At 57.7% G+C, this 19,407-nt stretch carries 20 protein-coding genes; 1 reads left to right on the top strand and 19 read right to left on the bottom strand.

Annotated elements, in window-relative coordinates; all coding sequences use genetic code 11:
- Nucleotides 1–11 precede the first annotated feature (11 nt).
- The 12 genes from M1617_03110 to M1617_03165 all read right to left on the bottom strand — a co-directional run bounded on the left by M1617_03110 (nucleotide 12) and on the right by M1617_03165 (nucleotide 10,211).
- A complete protein-coding gene (locus M1617_03110; protein MCL5887277.1) occupies nucleotides 12–368 on the bottom strand; it encodes a response regulator in 357 nt (118 codons plus the stop codon).
- A gap of 54 nt (nucleotides 369–422) precedes the next feature.
- Nucleotides 423–1,454, bottom strand: a complete 1,032-nt coding sequence (locus tag M1617_03115; GenBank protein ID MCL5887278.1) for an RluA family pseudouridine synthase — start codon at nucleotides 1,452–1,454, stop codon at nucleotides 423–425.
- On the bottom strand, nucleotides 1,441–1,938 hold the full coding sequence (gene lspA, locus M1617_03120) for a signal peptidase II (protein ID MCL5887279.1): 498 nt from the start codon (nucleotides 1,936–1,938) through the stop codon (nucleotides 1,441–1,443). The genes M1617_03115 and lspA overlap by 14 nt, the downstream gene beginning before the upstream one ends.
- 23 nt (nucleotides 1,939–1,961) lie before the next feature.
- Nucleotides 1,962–2,327 carry a TraR/DksA C4-type zinc finger protein gene (locus M1617_03125; GenBank protein MCL5887280.1) on the bottom strand — a complete coding sequence of 122 codons (366 nt, stop codon included), beginning with the start codon at nucleotides 2,325–2,327 and terminating at the stop codon, nucleotides 1,962–1,964.
- Between the two features lie 126 nt (nucleotides 2,328–2,453).
- Nucleotides 2,454–5,282, bottom strand: a complete 2,829-nt coding sequence (gene ileS / locus M1617_03130) for an isoleucine--tRNA ligase (protein MCL5887281.1) — start codon at nucleotides 5,280–5,282, stop codon at nucleotides 2,454–2,456.
- A gap of 97 nt (nucleotides 5,283–5,379) precedes the next feature.
- Nucleotides 5,380–6,183 (bottom strand): DivIVA domain-containing protein, encoded by an 804-nt coding sequence (locus tag M1617_03135; GenBank protein ID MCL5887282.1) that lies wholly within the window; start codon nucleotides 6,181–6,183, stop codon nucleotides 5,380–5,382.
- A gap of 27 nt (nucleotides 6,184–6,210) precedes the next feature.
- Nucleotides 6,211–6,483: a YggT family protein gene (locus M1617_03140; protein ID MCL5887283.1), complete on the bottom strand. Its 273-nt coding sequence runs from the start codon at nucleotides 6,481–6,483 to the stop codon at nucleotides 6,211–6,213.
- Nucleotides 6,480–7,313, bottom strand: a complete 834-nt coding sequence (gene proC / locus M1617_03145; GenBank protein ID MCL5887284.1) for a pyrroline-5-carboxylate reductase — start codon at nucleotides 7,311–7,313, stop codon at nucleotides 6,480–6,482. The genes M1617_03140 and proC overlap by 4 nt, the downstream gene beginning before the upstream one ends.
- Nucleotides 7,310–7,861 (bottom strand): cell division protein SepF, encoded by a 552-nt coding sequence (locus M1617_03150; protein MCL5887285.1) that lies wholly within the window; start codon nucleotides 7,859–7,861, stop codon nucleotides 7,310–7,312. The genes proC and M1617_03150 overlap by 4 nt, the downstream gene beginning before the upstream one ends.
- Before the next feature lie 28 nt (nucleotides 7,862–7,889).
- Nucleotides 7,890–8,567, bottom strand: coding sequence for a YggS family pyridoxal phosphate-dependent enzyme (locus tag M1617_03155; GenBank protein ID MCL5887286.1), 678 nt, complete (start codon nucleotides 8,565–8,567; stop codon nucleotides 7,890–7,892).
- 8 nt (nucleotides 8,568–8,575) lie between these two features.
- Nucleotides 8,576–9,241, bottom strand: a complete 666-nt coding sequence (gene phoU, locus M1617_03160) for a phosphate signaling complex protein PhoU (GenBank protein MCL5887287.1) — start codon at nucleotides 9,239–9,241, stop codon at nucleotides 8,576–8,578.
- A 145-nt stretch (nucleotides 9,242–9,386) separates the two neighbouring features.
- The gene (locus tag M1617_03165) at nucleotides 9,387–10,211 is read right to left on the bottom strand and encodes a polyphenol oxidase family protein (protein MCL5887288.1); all 825 of its coding nucleotides are present in this window, start codon (nucleotides 10,209–10,211) and stop codon (nucleotides 9,387–9,389) included.
- 156 nt (nucleotides 10,212–10,367) lie between these two features.
- Here M1617_03165 and M1617_03170 point away from each other — a divergent pair, with 156 nt between their 5' ends.
- Nucleotides 10,368–11,168, top strand: a complete 801-nt coding sequence (locus tag M1617_03170; GenBank protein ID MCL5887289.1) for a DUF4013 domain-containing protein — start codon at nucleotides 10,368–10,370, stop codon at nucleotides 11,166–11,168.
- 84 nt (nucleotides 11,169–11,252) lie between these two features.
- Here M1617_03170 and ftsZ read toward each other — a convergent pair whose 3' ends face one another.
- The 7 genes from ftsZ to murD form a co-directional block, all read right to left on the bottom strand.
- A complete protein-coding gene (gene ftsZ, locus M1617_03175; protein MCL5887290.1) occupies nucleotides 11,253–12,329 on the bottom strand; it encodes a cell division protein FtsZ in 1,077 nt (358 codons plus the stop codon).
- Between the two features lie 200 nt (nucleotides 12,330–12,529).
- Complete coding sequence (locus M1617_03180; protein ID MCL5887291.1) at nucleotides 12,530–13,432, bottom strand: FtsQ-type POTRA domain-containing protein; 903 nt, start codon at nucleotides 13,430–13,432, stop codon at nucleotides 12,530–12,532.
- Nucleotides 13,429–14,340, bottom strand: a complete 912-nt coding sequence (gene murB / locus M1617_03185; GenBank protein ID MCL5887292.1) for a UDP-N-acetylmuramate dehydrogenase — start codon at nucleotides 14,338–14,340, stop codon at nucleotides 13,429–13,431. The genes M1617_03180 and murB overlap by 4 nt, the downstream gene beginning before the upstream one ends.
- Entirely contained in the window at nucleotides 14,331–15,755 is a 1,425-nt protein-coding gene (murC, locus tag M1617_03190) for a UDP-N-acetylmuramate--L-alanine ligase (protein ID MCL5887293.1), read from the bottom strand. Before murC ends, murB begins: the two co-directional genes overlap by 10 nt.
- 12 nt (nucleotides 15,756–15,767) lie before the next feature.
- Nucleotides 15,768–16,871, bottom strand: coding sequence for an undecaprenyldiphospho-muramoylpentapeptide beta-N-acetylglucosaminyltransferase (gene murG / locus M1617_03195; protein MCL5887294.1), 1,104 nt, complete (start codon nucleotides 16,869–16,871; stop codon nucleotides 15,768–15,770).
- Nucleotides 16,783–18,024, bottom strand: a complete 1,242-nt coding sequence (ftsW, locus tag M1617_03200) for a putative lipid II flippase FtsW (GenBank protein MCL5887295.1) — start codon at nucleotides 18,022–18,024, stop codon at nucleotides 16,783–16,785. The genes murG and ftsW overlap by 89 nt, the downstream gene beginning before the upstream one ends.
- Nucleotides 18,021–19,406 (bottom strand): UDP-N-acetylmuramoyl-L-alanine--D-glutamate ligase, encoded by a 1,386-nt coding sequence (gene murD / locus M1617_03205; protein MCL5887296.1) that lies wholly within the window; start codon nucleotides 19,404–19,406, stop codon nucleotides 18,021–18,023. Before murD ends, ftsW begins: the two co-directional genes overlap by 4 nt.
- Nucleotide 19,407: the final 1 nt, after the last annotated feature.

Consider the following 19,407-nt stretch of genomic DNA (forward strand, 5'->3'; position numbering starts at 1 on the left):
GGCCAGGGATTCTATAAGAAGGCTTCGACTTGATTACAAAAATCTTCAACATCGATGGGCTTGGGGATATAGCCGTTGCATCCGACTTCAATGATCGACTCACGGTCACCCTTCATCGAATATGCAGTAAGAGCAACGATTGGCAGGTCGTCCCCATACTGCTCCCGGATCCTCTTGGTGGCAGTCCACCCATCCATTCTCGGCATCAGCATGTCCATGAGAATCAAGTCAGGTTGTTGGGCTGCCGCTTCGATAGCTTGGAGCCCATCAACTGCGGTAATCACCTCATAACCGTCCTGCTCAAGAAGGAATCTGGTCAAATACAGATTCTGAGCGTCATCCTCGACAACAAGGATCTTAGCCTTCACTGGATTCCTCTCCTTTGCACAGAGTGCCCCTGCCCCACATGCCAAGTTCGAATCTCATGCGCCGGGTGAACCGGCCTCGTCGCGATTAATCCTCGGAATAATCATACCACCCGATTCCGTTCTCCCCATGGATTCTTCGGCGATTCCCTCGAGTACATGGATCAGGTCTTGGGGTAGGGTGTCTTCCATGCGTATGGTTTCGGTTGTTCGAGGATGCTGAAGCTCGATACGCCAAGAATGCAGGAACTGGCGACGAAGTCCTCTGTCGGCCTTTTCCTTGCGCGAACCGTAAAGCTGGTCCCCGACCACGGGGTGATTGATGTGACTCATGTGAACACGGATCTGGTGGGTTCTTCCCGTGTAGAGCTTGCACTCCAGCAGGGTGTAACCGTCGTCGTAGTGTCCGGCCGAAAACCTCTCCAGCACTTTGAAGGTTGTGATCGCCTGTTTTGCCGACGTTGAGCCCGAGACCCCCATACGCAGCCTGTCCTTCGGGTCCCTGGCCAGTGGCGCATCGATAAGGCCGCTATCGGGTGCGATGAACCCGTGAACAAGTGCGATGTACCTTCTGTCCATGGCTCTGACCTTGATGCTCTCCGCAACTATGGCTTGAGCCGTGTCGTTCTTGGCTACTACCATCAGCCCCGTCGTGTCCTTGTCCAGGCGATGTACGATCCCCGGTCGGTCGGGGCCCTGAAGTGTTCCAAGTTCGTCGCAATGGGCCATGAGCGCATGAACCAGAGTTCCGGTCCAGTTGCCATGCGCAGGATGAACCACAAGGTCGGCTTGTTTGGAAAGGATGATGATATCGTCGTCCTCGTAACGAATGTCGAGCGGTATATCCTCGGGCTCGAGATGACACGGATCCCTCGGAGGAACGAAGACGTCAATGGTCTCTCCCTCCCTAACAAGATAGCGCTTAGAAACCACCTTGCCATCGACGGTGACGCTCCCGTCCTCAAGCAAGCGAACCGCCGCCGAGCGCGAGTATATGAACTCCATATCGCCGAGAAGGGAATCGATCCGCTGTCCGCTTTCATGGATGCGAACCACATGTGTGTAGGCGCTTCCCTTATCCGGGCTCATCCGAACCTCCATGGCCTTCAAGGGAGCTGGGTTTGGGAATGGGCATCTCGGCAGGTTCAGTCAGAATCCAGAAGAGTAGCATGGCGATGCCTGTGACGATCCCGACATCAGCAAAGTTGAAAATTGGCCAATCGATCACAGTGAAATCGATGAAATCGGTCACCTTGCCTAGCCACAGCCGATCGATGAAGTTCCCCAAAGCGCCGCTGGTGAAAAGGGCCATCGAGATAACTACCCACCTGGTGTTCGGCCTGACCTTGATCCAGTACACGATGGCTCCAACGATGACGATCAAAAAGGTGGCTATGAACAAAGGCCTAGCCCCGGGCATCAGTCCAAAAGCTGCCCCAGGGTTCCTGACATGGGTGAGATGAAGCACTCCTTCGATCAGGGGAATCGAGTCGGACGCCTGTAGATAGGCGCGAATAATCCATTTTGAGACCTGGTCTAGTGCAAGCACAGCGCAGGCGATGATGATGAACACGACGCCAGGCCTTGGCGTCGTAATCAGCGAGATTCTTCGTCTGATTTGCACTGTAGGCACAATGACGCGGTCGGGATCGCTTCAAGGCGCTCGGTGGGAATGTCGTTTCCGCAGAGTTCGCATTTGCCGTAAGTGCCCTTCGCGATTCGTTCTAGGGCGCCCTGGACTTCGAGGAGTGCGGCTCTCTGGTTGTCGTCCAACGACATGTCCAGCTCGCGGGCGAAGGCGGCAGAGCCTTGGTCGGCCATGTGGTCTCGGTAGTTGTTCTCCCCGCTCGCCTCCGACAGGGTCTCGTAACCTTCGCGGTTTATGCGCTCTACTTCGGCATCGAGGCGAACCCGCTCGATTTCCAGACGCTCTTTGAGCGCAGTCTTCAGTCTGTGGTCCATAGGGTGGATCCTGTTCGTGTGAATGTGTGCTCCCGGCTGAGTCGCATCGAAATCTCCTGATGCAAGTATATCACCTGGATATCAGCCCACCAGCGATGTCGAATGTCACGACGTCCACGGATTACCTTACTCAGCGGCGTCGATCGCCGTAAGAACGTCGGAGCATCTGGCGCAAAGCATCGCATCTCGCTCGTCGCCTGCCGGCTGACGAACATTCCAGCAGCGCGGACACTTGGTACCATCAGCAGCACTGACGGTGACGCTGGCCGTCTCGCCCGGGTGCAGGCGAACCGCAGAAACTATGAACATCTCAGCGAGTGCACTCTCGCCGCGGGCTTTCAGCACCTCGAGAACGACGGGCGTAGCGGTAACATCTATCGCCGCTTCCTGGCTCTTCCCGATGACCTTGAGCTCGCGTGCCTCCTCAAGCGATTTGGTGACGATATCGCGGATCTCGAAAACAGCCGAGTAGGCATTGCGCAAACTTGTCGCCTCTGTCGAGTGGTCCGTCTCGATTGAGTCGAGCGGCCACCCAGCAAGTTGCACGCTGACGACATCACCCCGGAGCGCGACCGGCATGAACTGCCAGACCTCCTCGGCGGTGAAGGTCAGGACCGGAGCCACCATTCTGACAAGGTCGCGAAGCATCGTGTAAAGAACCGTTTGCACGCTCCTGCGAGAGAGTGAGTCTGCAGCGTCTGAGTAGAGTCGGTCTTTGACCACGTCGAGATAGAACGAGCTTAGGTCGGTGACACAGTAGTTGAATACTGTGTGATAGACCTGGTGGAACTTCCAGTCGTCGTAAGCACGGGTTACCTTGCTCACGACATCCGAATGACGCACCAGCGCGTACCTGTCGATCTCTGGCATCGAATCCCAGGCAACGGATTCGCTGGGGTCGAAGTCCTCAAGATTCGACAGCATGAACCTGAAGGTGTTTCTGATCCTTCGATATGCGTCCGATGTGCGCGCGAGGATGTCATCGGAGATCGACACGTCTTGGCTGTAATCCGCCGAAGCAGCCCACAAGCGGATGATGTCAGCACCAGACTTCTCGATGACATCGAGCGGCGAGATCACGTTCCCGAGCGATTTACTCATCTTGCGACCCTCGCCGTCGACGATGAAGCCGTGAGTGAGCACCGCCTTGTACGGCGGGACACCATCGGCCCCCACACTGGTCAGCAAGCCCGACTGGAACCAACCCCGATGCTGATCGGTACCCTCGAGATACATCTCGGCAGGCCGACGAAGCTCAGGGCGTGCATCGAGCACGCTGGTGTGAGAGACCCCGGACTCGAACCACACATCCAGGATGTCATCCTCTGGGACGATCTCACTGGACTCACAGCGTTCGCACCTTACGGTCTCGGGTAGATACTCGGAGGGCTTTTTCGTGAACCAGGCATCGGCGCCTTCTGTTTCGAACAGCTCGATAACCGCCGAGAAGGACTCATCTGTAGCAACGGTCGAGTTGCACTGCGCACACTTGAAGACCGGGATCGGCACCCCCCATGCCCGCTGTCGAGAGATGCACCAGTCCGGACGGTCGGCGACCATGGAGCGAATGCGATTGACCGACCACCGAGGTATCCACTCCACCTCGTCGATCGCTGCCAGTGCACCATCCCTCAAGGGACGGATGCCATCGGCGGCGGCAGACATGGACACGAACCACTGCTCGGTGGCGCGGAAGATGACCGGCTTCTTGCAGCGCCAGCAGTGCGGATAGCTATGCAGCGTGTTGGCGCGATGCAGCAGCGCCCCTTCGGACTGCAGCCACTCGATGATGGCAGGGTTGGCCTTGTAGATCGTCATGCCCTCGAATCGTCCGCCACCTGGGCCGAAAACACCGTGGTCATCGACGGGCATGACTGTCTCAAGCCCATATCGCTGCCCGATCAGCCAATCCTCTTCGCCGTGACCAGGTGCTGTGTGTACGGCACCTGTCCCGACCGAAAGATCGACATGATCACCGATGATGACCACTCCGCTGCGGTCAGGATGGATGGGGTGGGCATAAGAGAGACCCTCGAGGTCGCTGCCCTTGACGGTGATGACCTGTCCATCGGGCGCCTTGACTAGATCGCTCAAGTCGAGCGCAAGGTCGTTGGAGAGTCGCTCGATCGAGTCGAGCGCAAGGATTATGACCTCGCCTTCGACCCTGACTCCAGCGTACAGAGCGTCCTGGGCAAGGGTGGCCGCCACATTAGCGGGCAGTGTCCACGGCGTGGTGGTCCAAATCAACAATGAGACCTTCTCGGCAGGTGCAGCGATCGCCGAAGGCGGATCCTGCAAGCGCAACTTGACGTATATCGAATGGCTCGTCACGTCGGAATACTCGATCTCAGCCTCAGCCAGAGCCGTGGTACAGCGAACACACCAGTGAATAGGCTTGGCCCCTTTGTAGATCATCCCGCGGTCATACATCCGCTGGAAGACCCGGACGTTGCCCGCCTCGTATGCCTTGTTCAGCGTCAAGTACGGGTCGTCGAAATCACCTTGGACTCCCAGGCGTTGGAACTCCTCCGACTGGATACCGACGTACTTCATCGCCCACTTTCGACACTCAGCCCGAAGCTCAGCCTGACTGATTGTGCTCATCCGCTCAGGCCCCAGATCCTTCTCGACCTGGTGCTCAATCGGCTGGCCGTGACAATCCCAGCCCGGAACATAGGGTGAGTAGTATCCACGCATCGACTTGTACTTCACGATCATATCTTTGAGGACCTTGTTGAATGCGGTCCCCATATGGATGTGACCGTTGGCATAAGGCGGGCCATCGTGCAGGATGAAGGTATCCGAAGGCATGTTGTCGGATACCCTTTTGCGGTAGACATCGTTCTCGCGCCAGAACTCGAGCCACTGCCCTTCGCGCTGCGCAAGATTGGCCCGCATCGGAAAATCGGTGTGTGGCAGGTTCATTGTGTCTTTGTAGTCTGGCTTCTTGCCCATGATCTCCCTAGTCCCAAGATCGAGTGTGTCATGTGGAAGTGGCTACATCGGTAGCCCATCTATCGTCACAGGAGTGCAATCCGTCGCAAAGTACGGATTAGTCGATCTCCTCGATGTCATCATCGTCATCCGACTCTCCGAACATCTGCAAGGAGCCTGATCCAAACTCCTTGGGCTCTTCGAAGACCGGAATCTCTGCCTCAAGGTCTGTCGATGCCAGCTCACCAAGGGCTATCGCTTGAACGAAGCCGGACGCAGGCGGCTCGGTGGAGACTGGAGCCACTGCTGCTGGCTTCTCTGCCACTGGTGCAGCGGACGCGCTCGTCTCTTTCCTGGGAGCTGAGGGTTCGGGTGTGGGGTCGGCGGCCTTCGGGCCTGGAGCCTCTGCGGCTCCAACCTTGACGTCTCCCACCACCCCCTCCTCGGTCCGTCCGAGCAGGACGGTGACATCATCCGCAAGTGGCACAACAGTCAGCGCCTTGAGGTGGGACTGGAGCATCTGCGAAAAAGTGCTGCGGAAGTCTTCTTCGGCCTTCTTGATTACCACCAGCTCGGAGGCGACTTTCTGCTTCTGCGTCAAGGCGTCATGGATGATCTCCTTTGCCTTGACCTCCGCATCCTTGAGTATAGAGCTTGCATCGTTCTGTGCGCGGGCGGCGATATCTTCGGCTGAGCGCTGGGCGGCGACAAGTGTGTTGTGCAGGGTCTCCTTCTGGGCCTCGAAGCCCCTGATCTGCTCCCGCGCTGCCTCCAGTCGTTCAGACAGGTCGATATTCTCTTTGAACAGGCGCTCAAACTCATCAGCGACATCATCGAGGAACTTGTCGACCTCATCGATGGCGTACCCGCGAAGCGAGTTCCTGAACTCTTTGTGGTGTATGTCGAGCGGAGTGAGTTTCATCGCAAAAAGCCTTTCTTCCCTACCTACCTATAGACCGATTGCCACTAGGGCCGTGACCAAGAGCGGGCGAATCAACCATGACAGTACGAGTATTGCCACGATTGGCGAAATATCTATCATTCCTAGCGACGGAACGATCTTTCGAAAGATGCCGATGTATGGCTCGACTACAGTCCCCAAGATTCTGCGGATCTCCCAGATCACCCCTGACGCGGGCAACCATGAGAGTAACACGTAAGCGATGATCAATATCTGGTAAAAGTCGATGGCCCTGGCCACAACTGAGGACACGTCGATCACGGGTTCAGCTCCTTCGCCCGAGTGACTGCGGCATTCACTGCCTTGGCGAATGCGCTCCTAAGCCCACTCTCTTCGAGAGCCGCTATCGCAGCGGCGGTAGCGCCGCCGGGGCTAGCGACATCGTCAGCAAGTTGGGCAGGGTGGGCTCCCGTGGTTTCCAGCAGATCCGCTGTCCCACGCATCGTCTGAACGACTAGGGCCTGGGCTGCCTCTCTTGAAAGTCCATGCTGCACGCCGGCCCGCGTCAAAGCATCGATGACGATGGCCATGTATGCCGGCCCGCACCCTGAGATGGCCGTTGCGGCATCGAGGTGCTGCTCGGCAAGAATGATCGTCTCGCCGACAGAGCCGAAGAGAGCCTGTGCTAACGCGATCTGCTCATCAGACACCTCGGCGCCGGGACAGATCACGCTCATCCCCTGCCCCGCCATCACAGGAGTGTTAGGCATCACGCGCACGACAGCAGTCGCTTGCGGTAGGACCGACTCCAGCCGAGTAGTGGTCACACCCGCGGCAATCGAGATTACCAGCGCTGAGCCGACAATGGGAGCGAGTTTCGGCAACACAGACGGCAGGGCCTGCGGCTTGACCGCCAGCAAAGCCACATCGAACCCGGTCTCAATCTCTTGTGGAGTGGGGAAACAGAGGACACCGTATGTGTCGGTCAAAACCGAGCGGCGACCAGGCGAAGGCTCGACAACGGTGATGCTCGAGGACTCTAGGGCTCCGCTGGACACCAGTCCAGCAATGATGGCTTCGCCCATCCTGCCACCGCCGATGACGGCAAGGCGGGTCTCCCGCGCGAGCGCCAATCCAGCGCTGGACGTCATAGGTCGACTCCGCCGAACAGCCCTCGGTCCTTCATGCGCCTGACATCCCCGTCGGAAACGTCGACGTTAGTCGGAGTCAGCATGAACACCTTATCCGACACTCTTTGCAAGCCGCCATCGAGTCCGTAGGTCAGCCCGCTGGCGAAGTCGATGAATCGCTTAGCTAGCTCCGGAGACGTGCTTGTCATGTTGATGATGACCGGAGTGCCTTGTTTGAACTTGTCTGCGATGCTCTGTGCCTCGTTGAAGCCCTTGGGCTCCACTATATGCATCTTGAGCTGCGGAGATATGCTGCTGACCTCAGAAGCCGATGGGACAGCACGCAGTCTCTGGGGCTCCCTTGACCAATCGCGCGAATAGTCGGCCTCGGGCTGCCGCTCGATTCGGCGGACCGAACTCGAGCGCTCGGTGGCCCGTGAGCTCCACTGCTCTTCAGGTTCCGCATCGTCCTCGTCGCGGATTCCGTCGTCATCTTCGTCGTCATAATCGTCGTAGTAGTCGTAATCACCGAAACCAAGACGCGCCTTGATTCTATTCCAAAGACCCACGATCACTCCTCCGCCTGGGAGCCTTCGGCTATCTGCCGAAGATGGCCCGACCGATACGAACAATGGTAGACCCTTCTTCGACCGCAACACGATAGTCGTTGGTCATACCCATTGAAAGTTCATCTAACTCTACCCCATTGTGGGGCTTGACGCACAGGTTATCCCGCACTTCTCGCAACTCCTGGAAGACCCAGCGCTGATCCTCGGGGGAGCCGAACGGGGCCATCGTCATCAAGCCCTTCACCACGATGTTGTCCATCTTGTCGGCTTCGAGCAAAACATCTGCGAGGTCGCACGGCGCAAATCCATGCTTCGTGGCCTCGCCGGCGACGTTGACCTGCAACAGGACCGGCTGCCTGACGTCGACATCCGCAGCCCTCGAATCGATGGTTTCGAGTAGCCTGAGTGAATCGACCGAGTGAATCAGGTGCGCCTTCCCGACCACATGCTTGGCCTTGTTCGTCTGCAAAGTGCCGATGAAATGCCACCTGGCTTCCGGGAACATCGCCTGCTTTCCCGAGAATTCCTGGACCCTGTTCTCTCCCAGATCTAGGATGCCGGCTGCCAGAGCTTGCTGAATCTCCGGTACGCCGACGTTCTTGGTTACGGCGACCACGGTGATGTCACAGGCATCCCGGCCGACATGGTCAGCGGCTTCGGCAACCTGTCTGCAAATCCACTCGTATCGCTCAGCAATCGCGCCCAAAGAAGGTTCTATTGCTCCTCGTTCGGCGTGCAGGAACCATCGAACTCACCAGTGACCAGGTATGCGATTCGCTCTCCGATGTCGACTGCATTGTCAGCGATGCGCTCAAGATAGCGTGCCGCCAAGACCATCGAAGATGCCCACTCGATATCCTCGTCCTCGTCCAATCTGCCAAGCTCTCTGAAGAACTGCTTGTAGAGATGGTCAATCGGCTCGTCGAGGTCTTCCAGTTTTCTGGCAAGCTCCAGGTCGCTGTTTTTCAGGGCCTCGCTCATCGCTTCGAGTACGCGATAAACGAGATTACCCTGTGCCTGGATCAGGTCGTAGAGAGTCTGGGGCCCACGACGTCCAGCAGTTCGCTTGGTGGCACGAGCGATGTTGACCGACAGGTCCGCCATGCGCTCAAGATGCAGCGAGATGTAGGTCAGCGAATACAGCAACCTGAGATCCCGGGCCACCGGGAACTGGGTCGCTATGATCTCGATAGCGTGCTCCTCGACCCCGAGGCATCGGCGATCGAAGTCAGAGTCGCCATCGATTACAAGCTGGGCTGCATCGACATCACCGTCGACGAGGGAACGTACGGCGAGTCTGGTAACCTCCGTGACGTCGTGGGATATCTCGACGACCTCTGCCCTTAGGTCTCTCAGTTCATTCCTGAATTCTTCGCGCATATTCGCGCACTCCTTAATATGACGAATACGATTGAGTCTACGCCTGATTATAACAGCAGATTGATCGATTCCGAGACCACCATCAGCCATTACTCGAACCGATTAGTTATGGCGAACCGGTGTCAACAGAGTGTAAAAAATCGATTCACTCGATTGAGGCCAGCGCTCCATGGCGACCAGTGGTTCCCTCCGAACGATACGAAAAGAAGCGATCTGTGTTGTGTGCGGTGCATATCTGCAGACTGGCGATGCGCCCGACAAGAAGCCCCGCGCGGAGCAAGCTGATCTCAACAGCAGCGTGAAGGTCGATGTTCGGGCCAGCCACAACGGATTGCCCGAACTTGGCAGCGAAGGCCGACGAAAGCTCTTCGGCGACTCGAAAACAGCAACTCCCGATATGTGCGCCGATGTAGGCGGAGATACCTTGAGGGGAGCATCCGGCTCGATTTATCAACTCAACTGCTGCCCGCTCTGGAAGCGAGCTCATTATCCCTCTCCAGCCGGCATGGACCACGCAGACCGAGGGGATCGGACCCTCGGCGACCAAGATGATTGGAACGCAATCGGCATACAGCATTAGCAGGGGGACATGGCGCTCGTGGGTCAGCAGTGCATCGCTGGCCGCCGCGATGAATGGATCGGCGTACCCGGACGCCCTGCAGCACAACGCTCCCCGATCGATGATCGCTATCGAATCGCCATGAACTTGCTCGGCGACTACGAGATCGACTACCTCCGGATCGATGCGAGCCGCCGAAAGAAACCTGGCTCTATTCGCAGCCACGTGTGCCGCATCATCCCCGACGTGAGTGGCGAGATTCAGTGATCGCCAGGATGATCGACTGACTCCCCCTGTGCGCTCGGAGAACGCAACTTGAATCCGGGAGCGATCGTACAGGCTTTGATCGGTATGGATCACCACCCCGTCGGATTGCTCGCGTCTGTCGAGCCGAGGTATCGGAAGCGTCATTTGTCAATCCTCCGATTTCCGCTTGAATTCATTCTGGCCTCTACGCATGATACCGGAGCCTCGGAGACTTTCATGATTAGAGAGTCCTGGTTAGGGATAGAATCGTATAGGATTGAGTTTGCGATGGCGGGATTGAAGGTTTGGGAAGGGGACGCAATGAATCTTTCAAGAGCCCTGTCGGCACCCTTTGAGGATCGAGAGTGGTTGGTCAAGGTAGGGCTGGGGGGCCTGTGGGGGCTACTGCTCCCACTGATACCAGCGCAATTGGGGGCCATGCTCGCATACATCCGCTCCGTGGCAGAGGGCAATGAGGAGCTTCCCTCGTGGAACGATTTCGGGCAGAAGTGGATTCAAGGCTTGCTGGTGATGATAGGTATGTTCATCTACAACCTACCCGCAGTGATACTTCTGGGGATACAGGCAGTCATAGCAGCCGGAGCCGGGATGGTCGGAGATCCTGCAGCATTGGGCGCGAGCTTCGCTACCATCTGCCTGCTAAGCGTCCTGTCTTTCACATGGATGATATTGGTTTCAGTGATTTATGGAGCAGGGATGGTAAACTTCGCCATGACCGGACGCTTTGGATCGATGTTTGCCTTTGGCGAGATCATCGGTCGCATTCGGTCAGGGACCGGGTATTTCAAAGCCTGGGGTCTCTCTCTACTGATCTATGTCATCGCCGGCGTCCTGATGGGTATCCTATGGATGGTCATCGTAGGATATGTCTTGATGTTCTGGATTTATTTCCTGTCCTATATTTTTGCTGGACACGTTTTTGGTCAGTGGGCCCGCTCTGCGTACGGTGTGACCCCGGCAGTACAGGGAACTTCAACCGGGTTCACTCCCGGCGCACCTGCACCTCCTGCACCTCCCGCTCCCCCCGCACCCCCGGCACCTCCCGCTCCCCCGGCTCCTCCTGCGCCTCCCGCTGCTCCTGAGCCCGCGAAAACACCTTAGAACGCCGAAGCCGGGTCCAGCGAGGATCTACCTCGATGAACCCGGCTTCAAACTTTCACGCTCCGCGCTTAGGAGCCGTGGTACTCAGTAAGTGCGCTTCTTCAAGAAGGCTGGGATGTCTAGCTCGTCCTCGGCTGGGGTCATCGGCTCGTAAGTAGGAAGAGACGGAACGACCTCATCTGAGGAGAACTGCATCGCCTCCTGCCTTCTGCGCCCTTCGAATCCGGTTGCTATAACGGTCACGCGGATCTGATCCATCATGGAGTCATCGATCATGGCGCCGAAGATGATGTTGGCGTCAGGGTGAGCCGCCTGTGCGACGGCCTCGGCTGCCTCGTTCACCTCGAAAAGCCCAAGGTCGCTACCGCCAGCTATGGACAACAGAACACCTTGCGCACCCTCGATGCTGCTCTCCAGCAGCGGGCTCGATATGGCGGCCTTCGCGGCATCGTGAGCCCTGTTGTCGCCTGCTGATATGCCGATTCCCATCAGAGCACTGCCCGCATCCTGCATAATGGTGCGAACATCTGCGAAGTCTAGGTTGATGAGACCCGGAACCGTGATGAGGTCTGTGATCCCCTGGGTTCCCTGGCGAAGTATGTCATCAGCAACCCTGAATGCATCTAGAATCGAAGTCTTCTTCTCGGCGACCTGGAGCAACCGGTCGTTAGGGATGACAATCAGAGTATCAACGACCTCACTCAATCGCTTGATTCCTTCTTCGGCCTGGAGTGCGCGCTTGCGACCCTCAAAGGCGAAGGGCCGAGTGACGACCCCGACAGTGAGCGCCCCGATCTCTTCTTTGGCGATCTGAGCGATTATGGGGGCAGCTCCGGTGCCGGTTCCACCGCCCTGGCCTGCTGTAATGAAGACCATGTCTGCACCCTGAAGTGCTTCTTTGATCTCGGCACGATTCTCTTCTGCGGCCTGATACCCGACATCAGGCTCGGCCCCGGCGCCGAGCCCCTTAGTGAGCCCGACACCGATGTGAACCTTATAGTCTGCGTCGGACATCAGCAGAGCCTGAGCGTCGGTGTTGATGGCGATGAACTCAACGCCCTTCACACCTGCCTCGACCATGCGGTTCACCGCGTTGGTGCCGCCACCGCCGATTCCGGCGACTTTGATGACGGCTAGATAATTGGCACCAGTGTCAATCATTTCCCCTCCAAACCACTTCGTTCGGATAGAGTTTCGGTTAGTGTAAACGTCAACTTGAAGGTTATACTACTGACATAACAGTCTATCTTTGCATAAAGGTTATGCAACATGCAACACCTTGTCAAATCTTTGTTAGCTGGCGCCAATCACATTCTTGATGGCATGTGGAGAAAAAGCGGGTCTGAGCTGGGGTTGGGCTCCTATTCAAGGGCTCGCCAGGTAGGACGCTCTATCGACCTTACATTTATATATACGACCTTCCCCGCTCTCTCCTGAAGTATCGCGAATGCAATCTGCTGCTTCTCAAGCATGTTCTCGGCAGCACCAACGAATATCTCCACCCCATCCTCGGTGATGATTGCGGTCTCTTCCACAGTGGGGGCCGAAATAGCGCGGGTAATGGCAAGCATCTCCTGATTGAGAGCCCCGTAAACTCGTAGCGCATTCTCCAGCGCATCGCTGTCCGGACGACCGCCCACTACAGGCTCGATATCCTGGATGTCACGAATCACCAAGGCTGCGGGCGCAGCTGTTGTCAACTGTTGCTCGAGTACGTTTCCAAGGCGATCGATGGCGTAGAGCTCCTGGCCCACATCAAGAATAGCTGCAGGCACTCTTTCAGTGATGTTTATCCTCAACGTCGTCGGAATCCGCCGGGAAACATCTGCCGAGGCAACCCATGGATCCCTTTCCACCCGTCGCTCGATGTCAGTAACGGCAACCCTGAGCAGCGTCTCATTCTCGGGAAGCTTGGCCAGATCGATCACCTCTTGATCCGTGAGTCGGTTGTTCCCAACAACATCGACCGATTGGATCTTGAATATGTCTGACCGAACGATCGCTATTACCGAAAAGGCTACTATCGCTAAGGCAGCGGCAACGGCACATACGACCAGTATTTGGCGTCGGGCGCGAGCATGCTGTCTCTGCTCTCTGACGATCCGCTTGCGTGCGGATAAGGTCGATCGGCTGTTACCCCTGCCTCGGTTGGGGGGAACGAGTCGGCCCACACGTGATGACTCACCCTTGGCTTTAGGCTGAGCTTTAGAGGCTGCCCCCTTGCGCGGGATCTGACTGGATATGAGTTTTCTGCGTCGCTTCATTGGAATGATCCCAGGAACTTGATCTCCGGCTTGAGTTCGACGCCATGGAGATCCAATACGGTGTCCCGTGCGTCGTGCAACAAGCGCAGTACGTCCTTGGCTGTTGCTCCTCCATGATTGACGATGAAATTGGCGTGAACTTCAGAGATGCTCGCCGCCCCTGATCTGGCCCCCTTGAGTCCAACACTTTCGATGAGTCGACCCGCGGAATCCCCCTCCGGGTTCCTAAATACACTGCCGGCGCACGGCAGGCCTATCGGTTGCGTCCGCTTCCTGCGTGCAAGTGCGCTATCCATCCTTCGGCGGATTGAGACCACGTCCCCCTCCGCAACCCTTAGGCTACACTCGACGGTGATGCCTCTGATCGGGACCGCAGAGGCACGATAACCCCAAGCGATCTCGTGGCCTCTAACTCCAACGAGCTCCCCGCCCGGTTGAAGTAGCGTGACCGAACTCACCACCGATCCTATCCAGTCATCACCGGTGCCTGCATTCATCGCTAGGGCTCCCCCGACAGTTCCTGGGATTCCAACGGCGAACTCGAGTCCAGACAGCCCTGCTGCGTATGCGTCTTGAACAACATGTGCCAAAATTGCACCGGCCCCGGCGATCAATTGCCCGTCACGGACCCAATGCTTTCGAAAATCCCGGCCAAGTATGATCACCGCCCCGCGATATCCGGCGTCAGCGGCCAATATGTTGCTGCCTTTGCCAAGTACCGTCCACTCAATCTGGAATTCTTCGAGGATCCTGGTGGCCGCTCTCAGGTCGGCAAGTGTGTCAGCGATGATCAATATATCCGCCGGTCCACCAATCCGGTACGTGGTATACCTGGCAAGCGGTTCATTGAGCCTCACCACGCCGGTGAGCGCTGCACTCAGCTGCGAAAACGCACTCGCTATCGACACTGGAGAGATCCTTGCTCTTCAAGCAGCCTTAGTACATCTACGCCGATACCTGAGACGTCGCCCGCACCCATAGTCATCAGAACATCGCCAGGGCGTAGTTTTTTCGCAAGGTAGACCGATACATCGGTCCGGTGGGGCAAGTAAGTGACTCTATGTCTGGGATAGGCTTCCAGCACAGAATCCACAAGCGTCTTACCTGATACTCCTGGGATCGGAGGTTCTCCAGCGCTGTAAACATCCATAAGGATCAGGTGGTCCGCGTCGCCAAAAGCATCCCCGAACTCCTGGGCGAATGCCTCAGTTCGAGTGTAGCGGTGGGGCTGGAAGACAGCGCATATCCGACTGAATCCGCAATCCCGTGCGGCCTTGAGCGTCGCTTTGACCTCGGTTGGGTGGTGGGCGTAATCATCGTAGATCGTGATGTCGTTAGCCTGACCAATCCGATCGAAACGACGTTTGACCCCTCTGTATGTTTCAACAGCTCTGGCCGCAGCTTCTATGTCAATGGCGAGGTGATAGGCAACTGCAAGTGCCCCGGTGGCGTTCTGCACCATGTGCTCGCCGGGTACAGGAAGGAATATCTCCTGTCGGCTGCCATCCGGGAAGTCGATGATGAACTCAAAGCCCATCCCTTTGGGGGTCAGTGAGTGACAGCGAACTGCAGCATTGGGGGCGAACCCGTAAGAAAGGATCTTGGCATCTGCTCCGCTTGCCAGCTCCAGCAACCGAGAATCATCTGCGCAAGCGATTATGACACCCGAAGCCGGGACGCGCGACAGAAAATCGACGAAAGTCCTCTCGACCGCTTCGAGCGATCCGTAGTGATCGAGATGATCGGCCTCGACGTTGGTCACGAGGGCCACAGATGGGGTGAGGTGCATGAACGATCCGTCTGATTCATCTGCCTCGACGACATAGTGGGGTCCCGCACCATTCATCGCATTCCTGCCGAACTTCACAACCTCGCCACCGACAACGAACGTCGGATTCGCACCTGCGCCTTCTAGCATGGTTGCCACCATGGCGCTGGTCGAGGTCTTTCCATGTGTCCCAGCAACAGCGACGGTTGTCGAGTCGCCAGCGAGCCAGGCGAGCATCTTCGCGCGTTGCCAGATCTCGATGCCTCGTGCTTTGGCCTCGATCAACTCCGGGTTACGTTCACTTACCGCTGTCGACACCACAACCACCCGGGCATCACCTATGCAAGCTGCGTCATGCCCGATTGTTACGGGAACTCCCGCTTCGGAGAGCACTCTGGTGAACCGTGACTCCTTTAGATCGGAGCCAGTCACCTGATGTCCTCTTTCATGCATGATGCAAGCGATTCCGCTCATTCCTGAGCCTCCGATGCCGATAAAATGTGCGCTCAGTGGGGTTGATGTCGAGTTCAATCGATCTCCGTCTCTCAAGTCCATGGATTGGACTTCCTATCGGTCTAAGTGTACGTGCCGAGTCAGTTCGGCGAGTCGCTCAGCAGCATCATGGATCGCCAATCCAGAAAGTGCGGCGGCTATGTTATCACGCTGAGCCCTGTCGAGAAGCAAAGCCGTCACCGTCTCGATGAAAACTGGTGCCGAAAGTCGATCATCCGAAATGACTACCGCAGCACCTGCTTGCGCGAGTGAGGCTGCGTTCTTGGTCTGATGATCATCAGTGGCGTGTGGGTACGGCACGTAGACCGCAGGTTTTTGGAGAACACTGATCTCTGCGATCGATGTCGCTCCAGCGCGCGCTACGACCAAGTCAGCGGCCGCAAGTGCTCCGCCCATGTCATCGATGTATTCAAGTAGATGATACCGCTCGGGAACGGAACCGGCGCCGGCTATGGCTGCGAGGACACATGGGTATTCGTGCCTGCCGGCGATGTGGACGATGTGTAGGTCCTCGATCTCTAGAAGTTTGGTGTGTGCGTCTACCAATGTCTGATTGATTCGGCGTGCACCACGCGATCCGCCGAATACCAACAAGACCAAGGCATCGGGGGGAATGCCGAATGCCCTCCTTCCCGCAACGGGATCGGCATCCCTGACCGCTGGGCGGACCGGATTGCCCGTCACTACAACCTTCTTGGCTCCACCGAACCCTACTGCGGACTCCGGGTACGTGAGCGCAACGAGATGCGCCCATCGCCCAAGAATACGATTCGCAAGTCCGGCAACTGAATTCTGCTCATGGATGATGAGCGGCACCCTAGCGAGAATAGCTGCGATGCCCACGGGGATGCACACATACCCCCCGAAGACCACGACGACATCGGGTCGTTGGCGCAACATCATCGATAGTGCCCGGACGGCAGATGCCGTCAACACCAACATGGCCGAGATGAGCGTCCAGGGTTTGTTGCGAACAAATCCTCTGGCAGGTAAAGCTAAGAAAGGGATTCCCGCCCTGGTGACCAAATCCGCCTCGGGTCCTCGGCTGGTTCCGAAGTACTTGACCTCGTCATGCTCGCTTTCTAACAGCAGCTGCGCGAGTGCCAATGCGGGGTAGATGTGACCCGCTGTTCCTCCGCCGCTCATCCAGACTCGCACGTGTTGGCTCCTTGATAAGTGGACGTTTCGCGCTCAAACGCTGACTCTTTGCGCCGAACGAAGACACTGACAGAATCACACCGATAGATAGGAGGGTCAAGGTGATGGCAGTCCCTCCGTAGCTGACCAGAGGCAATGGCTTGCCGGTGATTGGCATCAGGCCGATGACCATCGACATATTCACAATAGCCTGCAACACGATTGTTGCGGTCATGCCTCCGGCTACCAGCCGACCGAAAGAGTCCTTGCATGCGAAGGCGATCTTGAGTCCCGCATAGGTGAACACACCGAAAGCCAAGACCACCGACAGAGATCCGAGCAAGCCCAGCTCCTCGCCGACGATCGAGAACACGAAGTCGGTGTGGGCCGCGGGCAGGAACGAAAACTTCTGACGCGACATACCCACGCCCATACCCGTTATCCCACCCGATCCAAAAGCCAGCATCGACTGGATGGCCTGGTATCCGTCGCCAAGTGGATCGGCCCAGGGATCCAGAAACGCCAGGACACGGTCTTCTCGGTAGGAAGCAACGAACATGAGCAGGCCAGCCGCCCCTATCCCGAGCGCTGTGCCCGCAGCCAAGAGGGAAGCTTTGACCCTCCCGAGTACCAGCACAAAGTAGAGAGTGGAGACGATCATGACGGTGGTGCCCATGTCGGGCTGGAAGAGCACGAGTGACGAAACCGCAGCAAAGGCCCCGCCGAGGCGTATGGTCAGCTGACGGGCGGTGATCACCCTCGCACGCCACTGTGAGAGGGACAGCGCGGCAACGAGCAGGCATGCCAATTTGGCGTACTCGGACGGCTGCACTGTGATGAACCCGAGGTCCAGCCAGCGTGTTGCGCCCCAGCGCATCGAACCGATCGCCAAGACCGCTACGAGTGCTGCGATGCAAACGCCGAGAAAAGGCCACGCAGCTTTGCGAAGAAAGCGATAGTCAACCTTGGACGCGGCGTACATCATGAGCAGACCAATCCCGACAAAGAGGATATGCCGCTTCAGGTGATAGAAGCTGTCTTCGAAGCGTAGGTAGTCCGCAACCGACGACGCTGAGTAGACCATCAGGGTTCCCAGCACAAGGAGGTAGAACGTCGAGCCAAGCAGGAGATATCTTGCACGGCTACCGCCGCAGAATCCCTCACGGGCGCTCACGAAGGACCCCCTATCCCGCAAACAAGCTGCACAAAGACCTCGCCTCGGTGTGCGAATCCATCGAACTCATCGAAGGAGGCGCAGCCCGGTGATAGCAAGACTACATCGCCGGCGATTGCGATCCGGACTGCAGCATCAACAGCATCGGCTAGACCGGCAACGACAGTGCAGGGAACATCTGCGGCGCGCATCTGTTGCGCGATCTCCTCGGCAGCTTCACCGAAGGCGATGACGGAGGCTCCAACTGCCGAAAGGGTGGACGCGAGAGCACCGAACTCGGAGCCCTTATTCCTCCCGCCCAGCAGGAGCACGACACGGCTGTTTGGGAACGCATGGACGGCAACCATCACAGAAGCCGGGTTGGTGGCTTTGGAGTCGTTGACATACTCGACGCCGTCTATGGTTAGGACCGACTGTAGCCTGTGGGGAACCGGAGCAAAGCTCCTGAGTCCGCTTCGGATTGCCTCTAGGTCGACGCCAAGCACCGACGCAGCAGCGGCGGCGGCGAGAGCGTTGCTGACGTTGTGGGCTCCTTTGATGCCCAGGTCACTGCTCGAAAGCAGTGCATGGGTCTCGCCTTGTCCGGCAATCGCCAGCATCGAATCGGGAGTGAGGCCCGCTCCCCCTTCAGGGACACCTCGTCTCGAAACCCGGATCACGCGTACCCCAGTAGTTTCGACAGCGTCGGCATAGACAGCCGAACCCGGATCATCGATGTCGATGATCGCGACGTCGTCGTCTGCAAGATTGGCGAACAACTTGGCTTTGTCGCGTGCATAAGCTTCGAGGGAACCGTGCCAATCGAGGTGGTCCTCGGTGATATTGAGAAGAACCGCAACCTTCGGGCGGAAGTTCTCAGTGGATGCCAGCTGGAATGAGGAGACCTCGGCGACGAGGATGGTCTCGCTTCCCACCCGATCGACCACGGAGATTGCAGGGACTCCGATGTTCCCGACCGCTTCGGCGGTAAGCCCGCCCGCCTGGAGAAGGTGCGCGATGAGACTCGTGACGGTGGTCTTCCCGTTGGTTCCGGTGACCCCGACCCATGTCGCGGTGGAACGCTCGAATGCGAACTCGATCTCGCTTATGACCCGCGACGATTTCTCGAGGGCCGAGCGGAACAGCGGTGATGCTGGCGGAATGCCGGGACTGGCGATGCATAGGTCGACGGGCGCGACAAGTGCATCCGCTCCCGCATGCAAGGCAACGGAGACCCGCCGAAGATCCTCGCCTGCCTGCGCGAGCTTCTCGGGGCCTGCGGAATCGTAGAGGGCGATGTGGGCAGGATGCCCCTCAGTGCGGTGTCTGACCAGGTGATCGACGACCGCGAGCCCTGATGTTCCGGCCCCTAGAATGGCTACGCTCTGCGGCAGTGGCTGCATT

The organism is Actinomycetota bacterium, assembly GCA_023488435.1.
Lineage (GTDB): Bacteria > Actinomycetota > Coriobacteriia > Anaerosomatales > UBA912 > UBA912.

What these genes read in the sequence shown, in the direction of transcription:
- M1617_03135 (MCL5887282.1), bottom strand. Translation starts at nt 6,183, where the DNA reads ATGAAACTCACTCCGCTCGACATACACCACAAAGAGTTCAGGAACTCG.
- ileS (MCL5887281.1), bottom strand. Translation starts at nt 5,282, where the DNA reads ATGGGCAAGAAGCCAGACTACAAAGACACAATGAACCTGCCACACACC.
- ftsZ (MCL5887290.1), bottom strand. Translation starts at nt 12,329, where the DNA reads ATGATTGACACTGGTGCCAATTATCTAGCCGTCATCAAAGTCGCCGGA.
- M1617_03125 (MCL5887280.1), bottom strand. Translation starts at nt 2,327, where the DNA reads ATGGACCACAGACTGAAGACTGCGCTCAAAGAGCGTCTGGAAATCGAG.
- M1617_03165 (MCL5887288.1), bottom strand. Translation starts at nt 10,211, where the DNA reads ATGACGCTTCCGATACCTCGGCTCGACAGACGCGAGCAATCCGACGGG.
- phoU (MCL5887287.1), bottom strand. Translation starts at nt 9,241, where the DNA reads ATGCGCGAAGAATTCAGGAATGAACTGAGAGACCTAAGGGCAGAGGTC.
- M1617_03115 (MCL5887278.1), bottom strand. Translation starts at nt 1,454, where the DNA reads ATGAGCCCGGATAAGGGAAGCGCCTACACACATGTGGTTCGCATCCAT.
- M1617_03170 (MCL5887289.1), top strand. Translation starts at nt 10,368, where the DNA reads ATGAATCTTTCAAGAGCCCTGTCGGCACCCTTTGAGGATCGAGAGTGG.
- murD (MCL5887296.1), bottom strand. Translation starts at nt 19,406, where the DNA reads ATGCAGCCACTGCCGCAGAGCGTAGCCATTCTAGGGGCCGGAACATCA.
- murC (MCL5887293.1), bottom strand. Translation starts at nt 15,755, where the DNA reads ATGGACTTGAGAGACGGAGATCGATTGAACTCGACATCAACCCCACTG.
- M1617_03180 (MCL5887291.1), bottom strand. Translation starts at nt 13,432, where the DNA reads ATGAAGCGACGCAGAAAACTCATATCCAGTCAGATCCCGCGCAAGGGG.
- proC (MCL5887284.1), bottom strand. Translation starts at nt 7,313, where the DNA reads ATGACGTCCAGCGCTGGATTGGCGCTCGCGCGGGAGACCCGCCTTGCC.